Here is a 17,513-nt window from a genome sequence, read left to right as displayed (position 1 = left end):
ATATAGTATCCTAAAAATAGCCGTTCCCAAGGAGCGGCTATTTTCATTTCTGAGCCTATCCATCTAAATATAGCCTCCACTTCATTCTAACTTCACCCTCAAAAACCGTTTTCCGGTTCGTACTTGTATTACTCCCGTTCGTGGGTTAAAGCAAACCAACTGTCTTCTTTTATTTCTGCCCCTCCTTTTTCTGAAAGATATTTGAAGTACGAAAACAATAAAACAGAAAAAACCATGAAAACTCGTCTAATAATACTCTTTCAATTTCTGATTCTGTTTGCTCACGCTCAGGTAGAAATTTCAGGAGTAGTACAATCGGAAACCGGAAGCCCGATTACCGGGGTGAATATTTTTATTCAGGGAACTTACGACGGGACAACAAGCGATAGCCTAGGTGTATTCTCGTTTAAAACCGAAACAAGCGGAGAACAGACACTTGTTGCCAGTTGTGTTGGATTTGAAACTTATGGTGAACAGTTAAACCTCACAAATAATATTACAGACCTAAAAATCGTACTGATTGAAGAAATCAGCGAACTCGACGAAGTTATAATCAACGCCGGTACTTTTGAGGCCAGCGACAAAAAGAAATCGGTGGTTTTAAAACCGCTTGATGTAGCGCTTACAGCAGGCGCCAATGGCGATATTTTTGGTGCTTTTGGCAAATTACCCGGTTCGCATACAGTGGGCGAAGAAGGACGACTTTTTGTTCGTGGAGGCGAAAGCTACGAAACCAAAACTTTTATGGACGGCATGCTGGTAAATACACCTTATTATTCGAAAATGCCCGATCTGCCAACACGCGGCCGGTTCTCCCCCATCCTTTTTAACGGTTCGGTGTTTAGCACCGGAGGTTATTCGGCCGAATACGGGCAGGCACTTTCCTCGATTGTGGCCTTAAATACCGTTGCTCTGGAGCCGGAAACAAAATCAAGTATTTCAGTTCTTTCAGTCGGGTTACAAGGATCGCATGCTAAAAGATGGGAAAATACATCGTTGTCAATCAGTGGAGAATACCTGAACACAGCGCTTACGAATAAGATCTTCAAGCAAAATGTTGAATGGTTAAAAGTTCCGGTTATTGTTGGCTCAACGATGCTATTCCGGCAAAAAACCAGTGAAACGGGAATGATAAAATCTTTTGCCAGTTTTAACTACGACACCAGCAGTTTATTGTACGATAACTTTGAGCAATCGGCTTTCCAGGAAATTTCATTGGGCAATAAAAATTTGTATTCGAATACAACCTATAACGAAATGCTGAATGACGATTGGATGATACAAACAGGCGTTGCCGCTAACATCGACCGCGAAAATATGGATATCGATTCAGACAATATCGCTACTTCGCGAAACAGCAGCCAACTGAAACTTACATTATCCAATTATTCCGTTAAAGATGTAACCACAACTTTTGGAGCTGAAGCTTTGATTTACAAATACGACCAGGACATCAAGATGAATGGGAGTTTCAACCTTTCATTCAGCAACAATCTGTTTGCTGGTTTTGCCGAATCGGAGTGGAAAGTAACAAAAAACTTTGCGCTGAAAGCCGGATTACGAACCGAATACAACTCGCTTATCAAGGAATTAAATGTTACTCCGCGTCTTTCAGCAGCGGTAAAAACCGGTAAAAGCAGCCAGCTTTCTGCAGCTTATGGAAAGTTCTTTCAGAATCCGAATGATGATTATTTGAAATTCACCGACGAGCTGGCACCGGAAACGTCAACGCATTCGATTTTAACGTGGCAGTATAAAAAAGACAGCCGCACCTTACGTATTGAAGCCTACAATAAAAACTATTCCGACCTGGTAAAATTTGATGAAGAATTTTCTGTTGAACCCGGAAATTACAACAACAGTGGAAGTGGCTACTCCCGAGGAATTGATATTTTTTGGCGCGACCAAAAACAGTTTGGGAAAGCCGATTACTGGATTTCGTATTCGTGGATCGATTCAAAAAGAAATTACCGCGATTATCCGGTAAAAGTAACACCTCACTACGTTTCAAAACACAACCTTTCGGTGGTTTACAAGCAGTATTTTACAAAGATTAATTCCTTTATTTCGGGCTCCTACACTTTTGCCAGCGGACGTCCGTACAATAATCCAAATACTCCTGAATTTATGGCTGGCAAAACCAAAACCTACAACGATTTAAGTTTCGGATTTACGCACTTATTTTACCTTTTCAACACGCAAACCGTAGCTCATGTAATTGTAAACAATGCCTTGGGTTTTAACAATGTGTTTGGTTACAATTATGCTCAAACGCCCGACAACAATGGAGTTTACCAATCACAACCAATCGTACCCGGGCAAAAACGACTCATTGTATTTCTACTATCATTTCAATTATAAACTTAAAAATTAAATCACATGAAGACTTTATTAACGCTTATTTTCAGTCTGGTAGTTTTAACTGCCGCAGCACAGGGAAAAAATTACGAGACAGCGATGACTGCCGCTCTCGAAAAAATGAAAAGCTCGGAAACAGTTGCCAATTTTCAGGAGGCAGCAAATACTTTTGAACGAATCAGCATGACGGAAACCAAAGAATGGTTGCCTTTGTATTATGCTTCGTATTCCATGATCGTGGTCAGTTACTTCGACCAGGACGTAAACAAAAAAGATGCTTACCTCGATAAAGCACAGCAATTTTTGGACAAAGCGCTTAAAATTGCCCCCGATGAATCGGAATTGTATTCGCTACAGGCATTTCTATATCCATCACGAATTACGGTAGATCCGATGACACGAGGAATGGAATACATGCCTAAAATGAATGCAGTGCTCGACAAGGCAATTGCACTAAATCCGGAAAATCCAAGAAGCTACTATTTGCGTGCAATTACCTTGTTTAATATGCCCGAACAATTTGGTGGCGGTGCAGAAGTTGCCCGTCCTCATTTTGAAACCGCAAAAGAGAAATTCGACAAATTCGAACCGGAATCACCGCTTCATCCGAACTGGGGTAAAGAAATAAATGAAATGGAGATGAAAAAACTATAACGTAGTTTAAACGAGTTCTCCGTACAAGTCATAATCTTCGGCACCTGTTATTTTCACTTTAACAATGGTGCCGTTTTTTATTTCCCCGTCGGTAGTAATATAAACTTCTCCGTCAACTTCAGGTGAATCAAACTCGGTACGTCCAACGTAGTAATCGCTCTCTTTTCGGTCGATAATAACATCGAACTCCTTCCCTATTTTCTGCTGGTTGAGTTCGGCTGAAATGTATTGCTGCACTTCCATTATTTCGTCGGCACGCGCTTGTTTTACCTCGTCGGGCAAGCTATCTTCAAATTTATTGGCGGCATAGGTGCCATCTTCATTCGAATAAGGGAAAACACCCAGTCGGCCAAATTTCTGCTCCTGAACGAATTCTTTCAACTCCTCAAAATCTTCCTCTGTTTCACCGGGGAATCCGACAAGCATCGTAGTTCTGATTACGACTCCAGGTACTTCTTCTTTTATTTTGGCGATCAATGCCTCGGTTTCTTCGCGTGTAACATGGCGCAACATATTTTTCAATACGCGGTTTGAAATGTGCTGCAACGGCATATCAAGGTATTTGCATACTTTGGGGATTTCGCGCATTACCGGCAAAATCTCCATCGGGAATTTGGTCGGATACAAATAATGCAAACGAATCCACTCAATTCCTTCCACTTCTGAAACTTTGTTGATCAATTCTGCCAATTGGTTTTTACCGTACAAATCGATTCCGTAATACGAAAGATCCTGAGCAATCAGCAACAATTCCTTCACTCCTTTTTTAGCCAGGTAACGTGCTTCCATCACAAGGCTTTCGATGGTGCGCGATTGGTGTCGGCCTGTCATTTTCGGGATGGCACAAAACGAACACGAGCGGTTACAACCTTCCGAAATTTTCAGGTAAGCAAAATGCGATGGCGTGGTAATTTTACGCTCGTAAATGTATTCGGGCGCATAAGTAACTTTTAGCTCTTCTACCATGGCTTTCATATCAAACTTACCAAAGTACTTGTCTACTTCGGGCAGTTCTTCCTGCAGCTCGTTGTGGTAACGCTCCGAAAGACATCCCATAACGTAAAGTTTGTCTATCTCGCCACGTTTTTTAGCCTCCGCATAATCCAGAATCATATCAATCGACTCCTGCTTGGCATCGTGTATAAAACCACAGGTATTTACAAATACAGCATCAAAATTGGTTTCGTTTGAATCGTGCAACACTTCAAACTTCCCCTTCTGCAACTGGTTTAGTAAAACCTCCGAATCAACCAGGTTTTTCGAACATCCCATGGTTACCACATTTACCCTTTTCTTCGCCATAACTTTTCTTCTTTCTTTTGAGGCTGCAAAGTAAAGATAAATTTGTCTGAAAATAAGTAAGTATTGCGGTTAACTATTGAAATATAACAATGTCTCTTCTATCTCATTTTGCACAAATTTACTATTTTCAATAATTATTTATTGTTTTTCAATAATTATTTATCTATTTTCGTTCAATAATTAATTACCTCACAATGAAAAACAAAGAACTAACCCGAACCCAACAAGTGCTGACTGTAATGAAATTTTTGGTGTACCTATCAATTACCTGGTATTTTCTAAAACTAGTTGGTATTGGTTTAATGGGATTATCCTTCCTTATCAGAGGTTTACCACTTTCAAATTTGTTTTTTATCCCAGATTGGTTCAATTTATTAGAAACGAATCCTGGATATTTAACGCTCGTAATTGTATTAGTAATGTCAGTTAGTCTTTTAAATATCACAATTTGGATATTGGTGTTGAGATTATTAAAAAGAATACAATTGACCAATCCATTTAATATGGAAGTTATAGAAAGATTAGAACGAATAAGCTATCTTCTTTTTATAATTTGGATTTTATCAATTTCTGCTGGAGGATTTTTTGCCTGGCTTGGAGAAAAAGCAGGTGAATTAAATGATTCCTGGAGTCATGGTCCGTATCTGTTTATGGCCGGCCTGGTATTTATTATTTCGCAAATATTTAAACGCGGAGTTGAGTTGCAGTCAGAAAATGATTTAACCGTTTAAGCTATGCCTATAATTGTAAATCTTGATGTAATGATGGCTCGGCGAAAAATGTCGCTTAACGAACTTTCAGAGAAAGTAAACATCACACTGGCCAACCTTTCGATACTAAAAACCGGTAAAGCCAAAGCAGTTCGTTTCAGCACACTGGAAGCCATTTGCGAGGCGCTGGATTGCCAGCCGGGTGATATTTTGGAATATGTTGAGGATCAGAAATAAAAAAGATTTCACTCCTTCCGGAATGAAATCTTTTTGCTCGTAGCTCAACGCTCGAGGCTAATAGCTTTCTTTTATTGTTTCGTCTTCAACGGATCAGCAGCCTCTTTAAAGAACTGCTCCTGCAAAGCCGGAACAACCGTGTCGGCTTTTACCAACCTAATCATTTCAACCAACTGCTCTACCTTTTCATTAATTAACAATTCGCCTGCCTCAGCATTGGCATCCCAGGCTTCGCCGCCATAATGATTCGGGTAACTGGCATACCACCAAATTCCGGTGTAAACATATTTTAGTGCGCTCATTCGGTCCTGATTAACTCCTGATTGTTGTTTGGCCCGGTTAACATGTACCACATCGGGTTGTGCAGCAACCATTGCCGAAGTTTCACTGTTTCCGGCATGTGCATCATACGGATCGTGTCGAGTTAAAGCTTCAGCTTTTTTCTTCAATTCCGGATCGCTTTCCGGACGAAACCAATACAACGAATAGCCGCGTGGTTCTGAAAGTTGTGCCATTCCGAAATAATTCAGAAAAGCATTGTTTCCACCGTGGCCATTTACGATTATAATCTTTTCAAAACCATTGCGGTGCAATTCATTTAAAGTTTCCTGTAACATCTTCCATATCAGTTCAGGCGAATACGAAATAGTGCCTGGCTGATGACGTGCTTCGTTTATCTGGCTAAAATAGTACCACGGAAAAACTACTGTATATTCCTGTTCTGCTGCTCGCAGAGAATATTCGCGCGACAAATAAAGATCGGTACCCAATGGCAATTGCGCACCATGTTTTTCCATTACGCCAATAGGAATAATGCAGGTTTTTGAACTCTTTTCAACAGCCTTTATAAAATCAGGAGCGGTTAATTCTTCCAGGCGATAAGATAAATCCTGTGCTGATACAAATGTTGAGATGGCCAAGAGCAAGAAGGTGGCAACTTTTTTCATAGGTTTTAGGTTTTAGTTAATATTTCCATAAAAATAGATTCTTGGAAACATTTTAGCAACGATTTTCTATTTTTATCAATAAACTTACAACATGCCAGTAATAATTGCACATAGTCATTTAAATCCGGGTGGTGTAACCAGGATTATAGAATCGCAAATTGAAAGCCTGCAAGGCGAAGAGATAAAAGTTTTGGTGGGGGCTTGCCCTGATGCCGATAAAATAACATCGAAAAATGCAGAACTTCATATTCTTCCGGAGCTGAATTATATGGAGCGCCGGCAATATACCGAAGAGGAAGCAAAAGAGCTATTGCATAAAGTTCATCGAGACATTAGAGAACACCTCACAGCCGATTCCGTTTTACATTTTCACAACCTGAATCTCGGAAAAAACCCAATTGTTACCTATGCGGTTTATTTGCTCGCAAAAGAAGGCGTAAAGGTTTTTAACCACGCCCACGATTTTGCCGAAGACCGCCCAAGTAACTATTCATTTCTGGAAGAAATTATCTATGACATTTTTCTTCAGGATATCAACGAGGTGTTGTATCCGAAGTTGCCCAACTATCATTTTGGGGTGCTAAATTCATTTGACTTTGACCGTTTAAAAGAACTCGGCGTAACCGAAGACCGTATTGAATGGCTTCCAAACCCGGTAACATTTAATACATCTGATGATCTGCCTGAAAAAGCGGAGGCCAAACAAGCCGTCTGTGATGAGTTGAATATCGATGCCGGCAAACTTTTGGTGACGTATCCGGTTCGTGTAATCCAACGAAAAAATATTGGTGAATTTATTCTGCTATCCATACTATTCCGGCACAGGGCAAATTTTGCGGTAACACAACCTCCACAAAATCCGGTAGAGATTGAAATGTACAACCAGTGGATTAAATTCTGTGAAAAGAATGAGATTGACATTGTGTTTGAAGCCGGCAAAAAAGTAAACTTCGAGAACTTACTGCGCGGCAGCGATTTCTGCATCACCACAAGTTATAAAGAAGGTTTTGGAATGGTATATCTTGAGCCATGGTTGCTGGATACACCCGTGGTTGGCCGCGATATAGATTTTATCACCCGCGATTTTAAAAACGATGGTTTTAGCTTCCCCACGCTATACTACAAATTAAATATTCCCGGAATTAAAACCGATTTCAAAGATCTGAACTTAAAAATGCAGATGGAGATCATTCTTGGAGTCATTAACAGAAAGATAGAAAAACACAAATTGTTTGAACAAAACCCTATACTAAACACTTTGTTTAGTGACGTAAAGTCACATATTACAGAAATAAACAAGACAATTATCAAAAACAACTATTCGTTGCAAGGATATGGAATTAAACTTCAGAAACGATATAAAAAAATGGTTGGATAGTTCGAAAAAACTGCAACCCATCCCAACCACTTTTTGCCCCAATTTAAAAACCGATTCGAATGAAAAAATCAAGGCCGTAATTTTCGATATATACGGCACTTTGCTTATTTCCTCTTCGGGCGATATCGATCAGGCTTCGCTGAACAAAGACAACATGCAAAAAGCGATGGAAGCCGGCGGATTTGAGTTATCGGATTGCAAAGAAGAAACCTGTAGCTTTCTGCTCGACCAGTTACAAGTGCAGGTTAAAAAGCAACACGAAGAGCTAAAGGCAAAAGGCCATCCCTACCCCGATGTTGATATTTTTAAGGTTTGGCAAAACATGTTTGAAGCAGCCGAAAACAAAGGGTTATTAAAACTGAGCGGCAACGAATCGTGGGCCGACACTATAATGGTTTTCGAATTGATAAGCAACCGTGTTTACCCTATGCCGGGGATGAAAGAAGTGCTGCTGGAAATAAAAAAGATGGGATTGCCGATCGGTATTGTTTCCAATGCGCAGTTCTACACGCCCATTATCATGAACTATTTTCTGACCGGTGAATTTTCAACCGATCAACATATCGATCTTTTTGAGGAAGACCTTTCGGTGTACTCGTTTAAAGAGCTGCGGGCAAAACCTGATACGGCTTTGTTTGAAAAGTTTATTCCGGTATTGAACAGCAAATACAATATAGAGACATCGGAAACCATTTTTGTGGGCAACGACATGTTGAAAGACGTTTACACCGCTACAAAAGCAGGGTTGCGAACAGTGCTTTTTGCCGGCGACGAACGTTCTCTGCGCCTGCGCGAAGACGACGTACGCGTTAAAGGAATGTTCCCCGATTTTATTATCAACGATTTACAACAACTACTGAAAATTATAGGATGAAACGAGCATCTAAAAAAGTGCTTTAACAACTTTAACATGATCATCCGCCAGTTGGCGGATGAGTTACCACTGAAAAATAAAAATATTAACGAATGAAGTTAAACGAATTACGCGTAGGAATTATCCATTCCTTAATTGGTAAAAACGATGGAGTTTCCATTGTTATCGACCAAACAGTTGAAGCCATGTCGGAACACCTCGACATAAACATTGGTAACTTTTTCTTTTTGGCCGCGCACTCATCGCCGCGTTTTAATGCACAAACAAACGATGTGTTCTGGCATAAAAGCGAGGCACATAAAACCATTTTGAATAATTTCAATAATCCCGACACCGAGGGCCTTGATGAATTGATTCATGAAAATGCGTTGTATGCCAAACATGTAATTCAGGAATGGGTTGATGAAAACGATATCGATCTGATTATTGCGCACAATACATCGCACCCATATAATTTCATAACAGCAGTCGGTTTAGGTTATTACATTGAAGAGCTGCGCGCCGAAGGAATTATCTGGCCAAAATTAATGGTTTGGTGGCACGACTCATATTTTGAGCGCGATATATTTTCGAATCCCAATGAAGTGATTCAGAAATATTTAAAATACCTGCCGGGAGTTACCTTTGTAAATTCGATTGCCTTTATCAATAAACAGCAAATCGATTTGGGCAAAAGGCTTTTCGAACAACACAACGCCAGCAAACTGGAGAAATTCTTTAAGTTGCGAACAACGGTTGTTCCTAACACCTGCGAAATTCCATGGGTTTGGGAAGACATTGATCCTGCAACAGAAGAACTGATTTGCCCGGCTCAAGACAATTACAACGACTCATTTTTTAAAGACATTGGGCTGGTGCAGCAAGTTGAAAGCCGTGGTTTTACTATAGATGAAACCGTAATTCTGTTACAGCACACCCGCGTTGTTCCGCGAAAGAAAATCGAGCTGGCCATCGATCTGGCTTTTGAGCTGGAGAAGAAATTCACCAAAAACCGCGAGAAAAAATGTGTTGCAGTAATTGTTAGTGGTCATTCGGGCGACGAGCAAAACCAATACCTTAACAACCTTTACGTACATTATACCGAACTTTGTAAGGCACATCCCGACAGCAATGTAGTGCTGATTTTTGGCGAACACAACATTCTTTCGCACCGCGATATTATTGTAGACAGAAAGTTCTACAAATTTGCTGAAGTACCTTCAATTGTTGCTGCTCATGGCGGAATTGGAACTTATTTCAGCGATGTGGAAGGTTTTGGTAATAACCTGCTGGAAATGATGTCATACGGACTGCCGGCGGTAATTAACAAATACGAGGTTTATAAAGAAGAGATTGAGCAATACGGTTTTGACCTTCCGGCGATTGACGGTGGCGGAGTAACTGATGATCTGGTTGATTCGGCCTACCGCCTGCTTACCGATATTTCGTACCGTAACCAGGTGGTAATGCACAACCTAAAAGTGCTAAAGGAAAAACTCGATCATAAAATAATTGCTGATAAACTCGAACCAATTATAAAAAGTATGTACATGCGCGAATTATAATACGAAAGGTGCATGTTAATTATTCGGCCTAACATTCCATTTGAAAACAGATGGGGAATGTTTAAAACAAATGTTTTTTTATATTTAAGAGGTTGCCGGAAAGACGGCACCATACATCAGTTATTTGACACACTAAAATAGTAGAAAATGGGAGATTTTTATCAGAATGGATTTGTAGCAACACTGCATAATTTACGTGCCAGACCATATGAAGAGCTGGAACAAAAATTGGAAAAATTTAGTAAAAAACGTCCCATTGGATTAATTATTCCTTCCTTATATTCAGAACTTTCGCGCCAGGCATTAAAAGATATTGTATCAATTTTAAAAGGGATACCATACATTTCTGAAATCGTAATTGGATTAGACCGCGCCGATGATTATCAATACAAAAATGCGTTGGAGTTTTTTGCTGAGTTACCGCAACATCACCGTGTTTTATGGAACGACGGGCCACGTATGCAGGAATTCAAAAAGAAGCTGGCATCGAAGAATATCGTTACCACCGTTCCCGGAAAAGGACGAAATGTGTGGTTCTGTTTTGGTTACATGATTGCATCCAACCGATCAGAAGCGATTGCGCTGCACGATGCCGACATTATTACCTACAACCGCGAAATGCTGGCACGCTTAGTTTACCCGGTTGCCGACCCTTCATTTAACTTTAAATATTGTAAAGGATATTATTTCAGAACCGATGACGAAAAGTTGCATGGTCGGGCTGTACGATTATTGGTTACCCCGCTGTTACGAACGCTAAAAAAACTTCTCGGCCACCATACTTACCTCGAATACCTTGATAGTTTTCGTTACCCGCTGGCAGGCGAATTTTCGATGCGTGCTGATATTATTAAAACCATCCGTATTCCGTACGATTGGGGGCTTGAAATTGGTATTCTAAACGAGGTTGAACGAAACAACTCGTTAAACCGGATTTGCCAGGTTGAAATTGCCGACCGTTACGATCACAAACACCAATCGCTTTCTGCCGAGGATGCAGAAAAAGGGTTATCGAAAATGAGTCGCGACGTTTCGCGGGCTATTTTTGGAAAACTTGCCACCGATGGTATTACGTTAACACCGGAATTCTTCCGTACACTAAAAGCAACATATTATCGGATAGCACTTGAATTTGTGGAACTTTACAAGGCAGATGCAGCAATGAACGGTCTTTCGTATGATTTCCACAGAGAAGAGGAAGTGATCGATCTGTTTGTAAAAAATGTGTACCAGGCAGGAATTGATTATTTGAACAATCCCGACACCGTACCGCTAATGCCAAGCTGGAAACGCGTACAAAGCGCATTCCCCGACATATTGGAAGAGTTTCATGAGATAGTAGAAGCAGATAACAAAATCATTTAAAAACCTGAAGAAATATGATTAATCCCGATACTTCTTTCATTAAAAAAATTGAAAGTCGGCTAAAGTTTATCTACAAGGATAAGTATGAGAAATCAATTCTTTCCGATCTGATACGTGTTATTTCAACCTACCGGATTAACTCATCAAAAGGGCAGAAATGGAACGAAAAGGATGTGGTTTTAATCACATACGGCGACAGCGTTAAAACAGACGATGAAGCTCCGTTGCAAACACTACGCACTTTTTTAAACGAAAAACTGAACGAACAATTAACCGTTGTTCATATTCTGCCTTTTTTCCCGTACAGCAGCGACGATGGGTTTTCGGTGATCGATTTCAGAGAGGTGAATCCCGAACTGGGCGACTGGCGTGATTTTGAAGACCTGACAAAGGATTACGACCTGATGGCCGATTTGGTGATCAATCATGCATCGAGCAAAAGCCAGTGGTTTAAAAACTTTCTAAAACAACACGGTACGGGTAAAGATTATTTTATAACCGAAGATCCGGAAACAGATCTTTCGCAGGTTACTCGTCCGCGAAGCACACCACTTTTAACACCGTACGAAACAGCAAACGGCACCCGGCATGTTTGGACAACGTTTAGTGCTGATCAGGTGGATCTGAATTTCTCAAACCCGGATCTGCTGGTTGAAATGATGGACATCCTTCTTGGCTACATCGACAAAGGTGCACGTATTATTCGCCTTGATGCCATTGCGTTTTTGTGGAAAGTAGTTGGCACAACTTGTTTGCATTTGCCCGAAACACACGAAGTGGTAAAATTAATGCGCGATGTTGCTGAGTTTATTAATCCGAATACCATAATATTGACAGAGACCAATGTGCCCAACAAAGAAAACCTGAGCTATTTTGGCGATGGCGACGAAGCACATATGGTTTACCAGTTCAGCCTCCCTCCCCTTTTGTTGCATGCGTTGCATACGGGTAATTCAAGTTATTTAACCACCTGGGCAAAAAGCCTCCCACAGCTCGACGGCGAAAAAACATTTTTCAATTTTACGGCATCGCACGACGGTATTGGTGTTCGTCCGCTGGAAGGACTTTTACCCGACGATGAGAAAAACGCGTTGGTGGAAAATATGAAAGGTTTTGGCGGTAGGATAAACTACAAATCCAACCCCGATGGCAGCCAAAGTCCGTACGAATTGAACATCACCTATTTTGATGCACTTAAAGGAACCCATAAGGGCGAAGACCGGCTACAGACTGAAAGATTCCTGGCTTCGCAGATTTGTATGATGAGTTTGGCAGGTGTGCCGGCATTTTATATTCACAGTTTAACTGCAACGCCAAATTATTACGAGGGTGTGGAAAAAACGCAACACAACCGTACCATAAACCGCCGCAAATGGCAGCTTGATGAATTGCAGAATGTTCTGAGTGGTGATACCCCACAGAAAAAGGTATTTGAAGCGTTACAGAAACTTATTCTGATGCGTAAAAAGCAAGAGGCGTTTCATCCAAATGCCATTCAGGAAATACTGGATTTTGGAACCGATTTGTTTGTTCTTCAACGTGAAACAAAAGATCAAAAAATTTTGGTAATCATCAATCTTTGCGACGAAGAAAAGGAAATTGAAATTCCAGTAGAATTTACTTATGATTTGATTTCGGATTCAATATTTGATTCCGACAAACTAAAGGCCTACCAGTGTTTATGGATGGTTAAAAGTTAATTAAAGAGATTCAACCCAATGCCATATAGAAAAGGCTACCAAAATCTGGTAGCCTTTTCTATTTGTGTAAAATCTGTTTTTACTCTGCTTTAGGTTTAACCGTTGTTTTTTTCCAGTCATCGCTGTTCGCAAACTTCCAGGTATTCAAAAATCCAACCTTAATTATGTTCTGCATTTTCTCCCAGTTTATTTTGCTCAACTCATCAGATGGTTGATGATAATCAGGGTGCATGGCAGCCATAAAATAGAAAATCGGGATATCTTCCTGCGCAAATGGTGCATGATCGCTACCTCCTCCGGGACGCTCCGACGGACGTAATTCCAGATCCAGGTTAATATCAAAATCTTCAATATTCTTTTTGGTGGTTTCGCCAATTAAAGTGTTTGCTTCCGTGTAAACCATATGTGCCTGGTTGCCCAATGAATCGCCTTCAGGATTTCGTGCAATCATATCGTAGTTCAAATTCAGCACTACGTTCATCTCCTTCTCTTTGGCATCGCGAACAAAATAATTCGACCCAAACAAACCTTTCTCTTCGCCCGTCCAGGCAGCGAATACAACCGATTTTTCAGGTTTCTTTCCGGTGGCCATAAAAGCTTTGGCAATTTCCATTACACCAACCGTTCCCGAAGCGTTATCGTCAGCTCCGTTGTAAATAATGCCATCCACTTTTCCCAAATGATCGTAGTGGCCGCCAACAACAATAAACTCATCTTTGTTTTCGCCTTCGATATACCCCACAACGTTTCGGGCATTTACAACGTTTGAATTAACAGTAGTTTTAAAAGCCACCGATTTTCCGCCTAAAATTTTTGAGGCTGGTTCCATGTCAGTGGCGGCTTTCTCTTCAAATTTTTCAATGTCGATGCCTGATCCCGACAAAATTTCGTTCACAACACGCGATGACACCGTGAAAGTTGACAAGTTTCCACCGATCTCTTTTCCCGGTAACGACATTCTGTTTCCGTAATATGGGTTTGGTCGTTTATCACTTTCGTTAAAACCACCGTTGTCTCTGTAAACATTGTTTTGCGCCCAGCCCATCATCGGGTTTCCATCCGGGCTGATGTAAATTACCGCCAAAGCTCCTGCATCCTGTAGATTCTTCATTTTATCGCGCTCGAGATAGTAGGCTGCATAACGTCCTTCAGGTTTATACTTTTTATAGGCCACCGAGGTTGTGTCTTTATGTCCCGGGTAGCCCTGCAGAATTACAACAATCTTTCCATCAACGTCAATCTTTTTCAGATCGTCGTATGTTTTATCCTCGTCAGAATAGCCATAACCGGCAAAAACCAACGGGGCCTGAACTTTTTGACCGACCGTTCCGGTTTGCACATAAAAATCGGTTTTAAAGGTAAAATCCATCGAACTTTCGCTTCCCGGTTTGCTGGTAACAACCGAAAACACCTGCTCGTCGCCGGGTTCGTACTCTATAAGGCCAAAATTCTGAAAATAAGTATAATAAGGCTCAGGTCTTGCACCGGCCATACGCTCACTTCGCGATGGCTGCGTGAAAGCTACATCGCCAAATGGTTTTACTCCATAGGTTTGAAACATCGATGCAATGTAATCGGCAGCCATATAGGCGCCTTTTGTTCCTACCGCACGGCCTTCAGTCCAGTCGGATGCCAGAAACTCTAATTGCCCTTTTAGCGATTCCATGGTGATAGCCTCCAGGCCTTTTTCAACCTCATTTTGGGCAAATAATAAATGCCCCGAAATAAACAGAACAAAGAATAAAGAAATTTTTTTCATGCGATTCAAATTGTTTTTTTTATGGTTTTACAAAATGGGCTATTCTGGCAGATTATCACCTTTTGGTTATCACCTCAGAAGCACCGTTTTTTTTTTAGATATCCTGTAGAAATGTATTAAATATTTTGTTGTAACTAAATTAATAGGTATATAAACGTCCTAATAATTACCAGTTCAACCTATTTAAAATTCATAATTATTTTGTCAATTATCAAACGAAACATACACAATGAAGCTTTATAAATCACAAATTGACAAATAAAATACAATATAAATAACATTTCGTCAACACAATAATAACAAATAATTGCTTTTAGAAACTAAACATTTGTCATGTTTTCATAAGTTGTACTTTTCGGTTGATTGCGTGTTTTTTGATACCGGAAATAAACTGCGTATAACATTTAGTCATCCGTAATCGTATTGTTGGATACAGTTTTTTTTCATTTCCACTCAACTAACTTAAAATAACTGCCATGGAAAATACCATACATTTAAACGGGATTGTTATCAAACATGAAAAACTCGTTCAGATAGCATTAAGCACACCAAACAATGTTTATATCGCTGAAGCCTCCAGTCCGTATGCCGATTATTACGGGCACTCCCCACGAACAGCCACTCCTAATTCAATCTTTCTTTTTACGAAAAGATTCCATTTCCTGGAACAATTGATGTGCTACACACCAGGTATTGAAAAGTGTTTGCATGAACGTATAAATATCGCCAGTGCAATTATAGAATCGGGTGATAAACAATTCCCGGCAATACGTGTAAAAGACTTTCCGGATTACAGCCAGTTGGTAAAATTGCAAAAGTGTTTAAGCGAAAAAAATATGCCCCTCGTTGAAAAAATCCACCTGGAGGAAGAGGTGAAAACGATTGTAAGCAAAGTTTTTGTTTTAAAAGAATTGGAGCCCGATTTTTTTATCGACCAGGTAGAAGAGCACAAAGGATATTTTATTGTTGACCGGCATTTTGAATCGGAAGAATTCCAGCGTGCAATTACACAAATCAGATATAACGGTGTTTGTAAGCTTTTTGATGCCGAGCAGGGCGTGCTTTTCAACAATGGTAAACTCATTCACATTGTGCGCATTTTCTCGGAAGCGCTGGACCTGGATATGCTAAAATGTATACGAAAAGAATTTGTTAAGCTGTAAGAATTATCTGATCATAAAAAAGCCCGGTAGTTTAATATTACCGGGCTTTGTGCGTTATTGCATGGACTCTATTTCCTGAAGTTTTGCTTTCACCTCTGCGTCATCCGATCTTAATTCCAACGCTTTTCGGTAGTAGAAACGGGCCACATTATAATTCCCCGCTTCGAAAGCACTGGTGGCCGTGGTTTTAAAGTTTTCAAACTGCTGCTGACTCTGGCCTGCAACACGCTCGGCTACACGACGTTCAATTTCACGGAGCTGCTCTTTCGGATAGTTTTCACTATCCTTTTGCGACAATGCCTGGTTGTACCAACCTCTGGCTACTGCCAGCTCGTTATTCCTGAAACTTTCATCCGCCAGATCGATAAAACGCTGGTATTCGCGGTCGCGTTCACTCATCATCATTTCGCCCAGTATCCGGTTAATTTCGGCAATTCGACGTGGCGGATAAGTTTCCTCCGGTTTCAGATCCTGTGCTTTGTAGTACCACGCTCTCGACACGTTGTACAGTTCGATATCAAAAGAACCATCGGCCTTTTTAATGATCTGATCATAGAGTGCATTTAAACCTGATTCTTCCAGAATTCGTTGTTCATCCAACTCCTCTTCCAGCGCAGCAATCTGATCTCTCCTTCTGGACAGGTCCTCGGCATTAGCTTGTTCCTGCGCAATTTGCTGGCGTTCGTTTTCGCGAATTGCATCGATTTTCCGAATCTGTTCTTTCGGATATTCTTCATCCGGTTTTACTCCCAAAGCAATCTCGTATTGCAGGCGGGCATCATCGTACGACTGTGTTCTGAAATGACCGTCGGCCACAACAATTACATTTCTGTATTTTTCGTCGATAGCTCGTTGCTCTAAAATCCTATCTATTTCCGCAATTTTATCTTTCGGATACGTTTCTTCAGGTTTTAATGCCAGCGCTTCGGTGTAATTCTGTTTTGATGGCGTGAAACTATTTGCAGAGAAGAAACGGTCGGCCTGCATAATCAAATTCGCATATTTCCTGTCTAACTCTTCCTTCGCTGCCTGCGCAGCCGCTAACTCTCTTAAAATCCGGTCGATCTCATCGATACGTTGCGGCGGATACAATTCTTCCGGTTTTATATCCTGAGCTGCACGGTATTCATTGCGCGATTCTTCGTAATTCTCAGCGGCAAACAGTTCGTCGGCACGGGCAATGGCATCGTTATAGTTTTTATCCTTCTCAGCCTGGATAGCAGCCAAACGGGCGGCTTCTGCTTCAGCTTCTTCCCTTGCAATACGTTCTCTTGTTGTCACAATCGAATCGATTTTGGCCAGCTGCTCATCGGGGTAAGTTTCGTTTGCTTTGGCTTGTTTAGCCGTATTGTAAGCTGCAATCGCCGCCTCCCAACTTTCGTTACGGAATTCGCGGTCAGCCTCGGTAACAGCATCTTCGTAGGCTTTTTGTGCTGCTGAAAGTTGTGCCAGCACGTTTCCTATTTCATCGATGCGTTGTTGTGCGTACGATTCTTCGGGTTTTATGTCGAGTGCTGCACGG

Annotated in this window: 14 protein-coding genes; 10 read left to right on the top strand and 4 right to left on the bottom strand. The window is 40.9% G+C overall.

Features of this window, described 5'->3' with window-relative positions:
- The first annotated feature begins 234 nt into the window (after positions 1-234).
- On the top strand, positions 235-2,361 hold the full coding sequence (locus LH29_RS22860) for a TonB-dependent receptor (protein ID WP_045033707.1): 2,127 nt from the start codon (positions 235-237) through the stop codon (positions 2,359-2,361).
- 18 nt (positions 2,362-2,379) lie between these two features.
- On the top strand, positions 2,380-3,012 hold the full coding sequence (locus LH29_RS22855; RefSeq protein ID WP_045033706.1) for a tetratricopeptide repeat protein: 633 nt from the start codon (positions 2,380-2,382) through the stop codon (positions 3,010-3,012).
- Positions 3,013-3,018: 6 nt separating this feature from the next.
- Here the strand turns inward: LH29_RS22855 and rimO are convergent, their stop codons facing one another.
- A complete protein-coding gene (gene rimO, locus LH29_RS22850) occupies positions 3,019-4,314 on the bottom strand; it encodes a 30S ribosomal protein S12 methylthiotransferase RimO (protein ID WP_045033704.1) in 1,296 nt (431 codons plus the stop codon).
- 194 nt (positions 4,315-4,508) lie between these two features.
- Here rimO and LH29_RS22845 point away from each other — a divergent pair, with 194 nt between their 5' ends.
- Complete coding sequence (locus tag LH29_RS22845; RefSeq protein WP_045033703.1) at positions 4,509-5,045, top strand: DUF2975 domain-containing protein; 537 nt, start codon at positions 4,509-4,511, stop codon at positions 5,043-5,045.
- A gap of 3 nt (positions 5,046-5,048) precedes the next feature.
- A complete protein-coding gene (locus LH29_RS22840; RefSeq protein WP_045033701.1) occupies positions 5,049-5,261 on the top strand; it encodes a helix-turn-helix domain-containing protein in 213 nt (70 codons plus the stop codon).
- A 71-nt stretch (positions 5,262-5,332) separates the two neighbouring features.
- On the opposite strand, the gene LH29_RS22835 is transcribed toward LH29_RS22840, so the two are convergent.
- Entirely contained in the window at positions 5,333-6,208 is an 876-nt protein-coding gene (locus LH29_RS22835) for a creatininase family protein (protein WP_045033699.1), read from the bottom strand.
- 91 nt (positions 6,209-6,299) lie between these two features.
- On the opposite strand from LH29_RS22835, the gene LH29_RS22830 reads away from it, so the two are divergent.
- The 5 genes from LH29_RS22830 (at position 6,300) to LH29_RS22810 (ending at position 13,069) form a co-directional block, all read left to right on the top strand.
- Positions 6,300-7,586 carry a glycosyltransferase family protein gene (locus tag LH29_RS22830; RefSeq protein WP_045033696.1) on the top strand — a complete coding sequence of 429 codons (1,287 nt, stop codon included), beginning with the start codon at positions 6,300-6,302 and terminating at the stop codon, positions 7,584-7,586.
- Entirely contained in the window at positions 7,579-8,460 is an 882-nt protein-coding gene (locus LH29_RS22825; RefSeq protein ID WP_198152563.1) for an HAD family hydrolase, read from the top strand. The genes LH29_RS22830 and LH29_RS22825 overlap by 8 nt, the downstream gene beginning before the upstream one ends.
- A gap of 92 nt (positions 8,461-8,552) precedes the next feature.
- Positions 8,553-10,004, top strand: coding sequence for a glycosyltransferase family protein (locus tag LH29_RS22820; RefSeq protein WP_045033692.1), 1,452 nt, complete (start codon positions 8,553-8,555; stop codon positions 10,002-10,004).
- A 147-nt stretch (positions 10,005-10,151) separates the two neighbouring features.
- Positions 10,152-11,369, top strand: coding sequence for a glycosyltransferase family protein (locus tag LH29_RS22815; RefSeq protein ID WP_045033691.1), 1,218 nt, complete (start codon positions 10,152-10,154; stop codon positions 11,367-11,369).
- A gap of 14 nt (positions 11,370-11,383) precedes the next feature.
- Entirely contained in the window at positions 11,384-13,069 is a 1,686-nt protein-coding gene (locus tag LH29_RS22810; RefSeq protein ID WP_045033690.1) for a sugar phosphorylase, read from the top strand.
- 79 nt (positions 13,070-13,148) lie between these two features.
- Here LH29_RS22810 and LH29_RS22805 read toward each other — a convergent pair whose 3' ends face one another.
- Positions 13,149-14,828, bottom strand: coding sequence for a M20/M25/M40 family metallo-hydrolase (locus LH29_RS22805; RefSeq protein ID WP_045033688.1), 1,680 nt, complete (start codon positions 14,826-14,828; stop codon positions 13,149-13,151).
- A gap of 476 nt (positions 14,829-15,304) precedes the next feature.
- Between LH29_RS22805 and LH29_RS22800 the strand changes: the two genes are divergently transcribed.
- A complete protein-coding gene (locus LH29_RS22800) occupies positions 15,305-15,991 on the top strand; it encodes a hypothetical protein (protein ID WP_045033686.1) in 687 nt (228 codons plus the stop codon).
- 54 nt (positions 15,992-16,045) lie between these two features.
- Here the strand turns inward: LH29_RS22800 and LH29_RS24865 are convergent.
- Positions 16,046-17,513 (bottom strand): hypothetical protein (locus LH29_RS24865; RefSeq protein ID WP_045033685.1); only part of this gene is annotated, 1,468 nt, incomplete at its 5' end.

Source organism: Draconibacterium sediminis (assembly GCF_000949475.1).
Taxonomy (GTDB): domain Bacteria; phylum Bacteroidota; class Bacteroidia; order Bacteroidales; family Prolixibacteraceae; genus Draconibacterium; species Draconibacterium sediminis.
This window is presented reverse-complemented; position numbering and strand designations above follow the sequence as displayed.

Excerpts from the sequence above, each read along its gene's own strand:
- LH29_RS22835 (WP_045033699.1), bottom strand. The coding sequence starts at position 6,208 with ATGAAAAAAGTTGCCACCTTCTTGCTCTTGGCCATCTCAACATTTGTA.
- LH29_RS22855 (WP_045033706.1), top strand. The coding sequence starts at position 2,380 with ATGAAGACTTTATTAACGCTTATTTTCAGTCTGGTAGTTTTAACTGCC.
- LH29_RS22830 (WP_045033696.1), top strand. The coding sequence starts at position 6,300 with ATGCCAGTAATAATTGCACATAGTCATTTAAATCCGGGTGGTGTAACC.
- rimO (WP_045033704.1), bottom strand. The coding sequence starts at position 4,314 with ATGGCGAAGAAAAGGGTAAATGTGGTAACCATGGGATGTTCGAAAAAC.
- LH29_RS22820 (WP_045033692.1), top strand. The coding sequence starts at position 8,553 with ATGAAGTTAAACGAATTACGCGTAGGAATTATCCATTCCTTAATTGGT.
- LH29_RS22805 (WP_045033688.1), bottom strand. The coding sequence starts at position 14,828 with ATGAAAAAAATTTCTTTATTCTTTGTTCTGTTTATTTCGGGGCATTTA.
- LH29_RS22815 (WP_045033691.1), top strand. The coding sequence starts at position 10,152 with ATGGGAGATTTTTATCAGAATGGATTTGTAGCAACACTGCATAATTTA.
- LH29_RS22810 (WP_045033690.1), top strand. The coding sequence starts at position 11,384 with ATGATTAATCCCGATACTTCTTTCATTAAAAAAATTGAAAGTCGGCTA.
- LH29_RS22840 (WP_045033701.1), top strand. The coding sequence starts at position 5,049 with ATGCCTATAATTGTAAATCTTGATGTAATGATGGCTCGGCGAAAAATG.
- LH29_RS22800 (WP_045033686.1), top strand. The coding sequence starts at position 15,305 with ATGGAAAATACCATACATTTAAACGGGATTGTTATCAAACATGAAAAA.
- LH29_RS22845 (WP_045033703.1), top strand. The coding sequence starts at position 4,509 with ATGAAAAACAAAGAACTAACCCGAACCCAACAAGTGCTGACTGTAATG.
- LH29_RS22860 (WP_045033707.1), top strand. The coding sequence starts at position 235 with ATGAAAACTCGTCTAATAATACTCTTTCAATTTCTGATTCTGTTTGCT.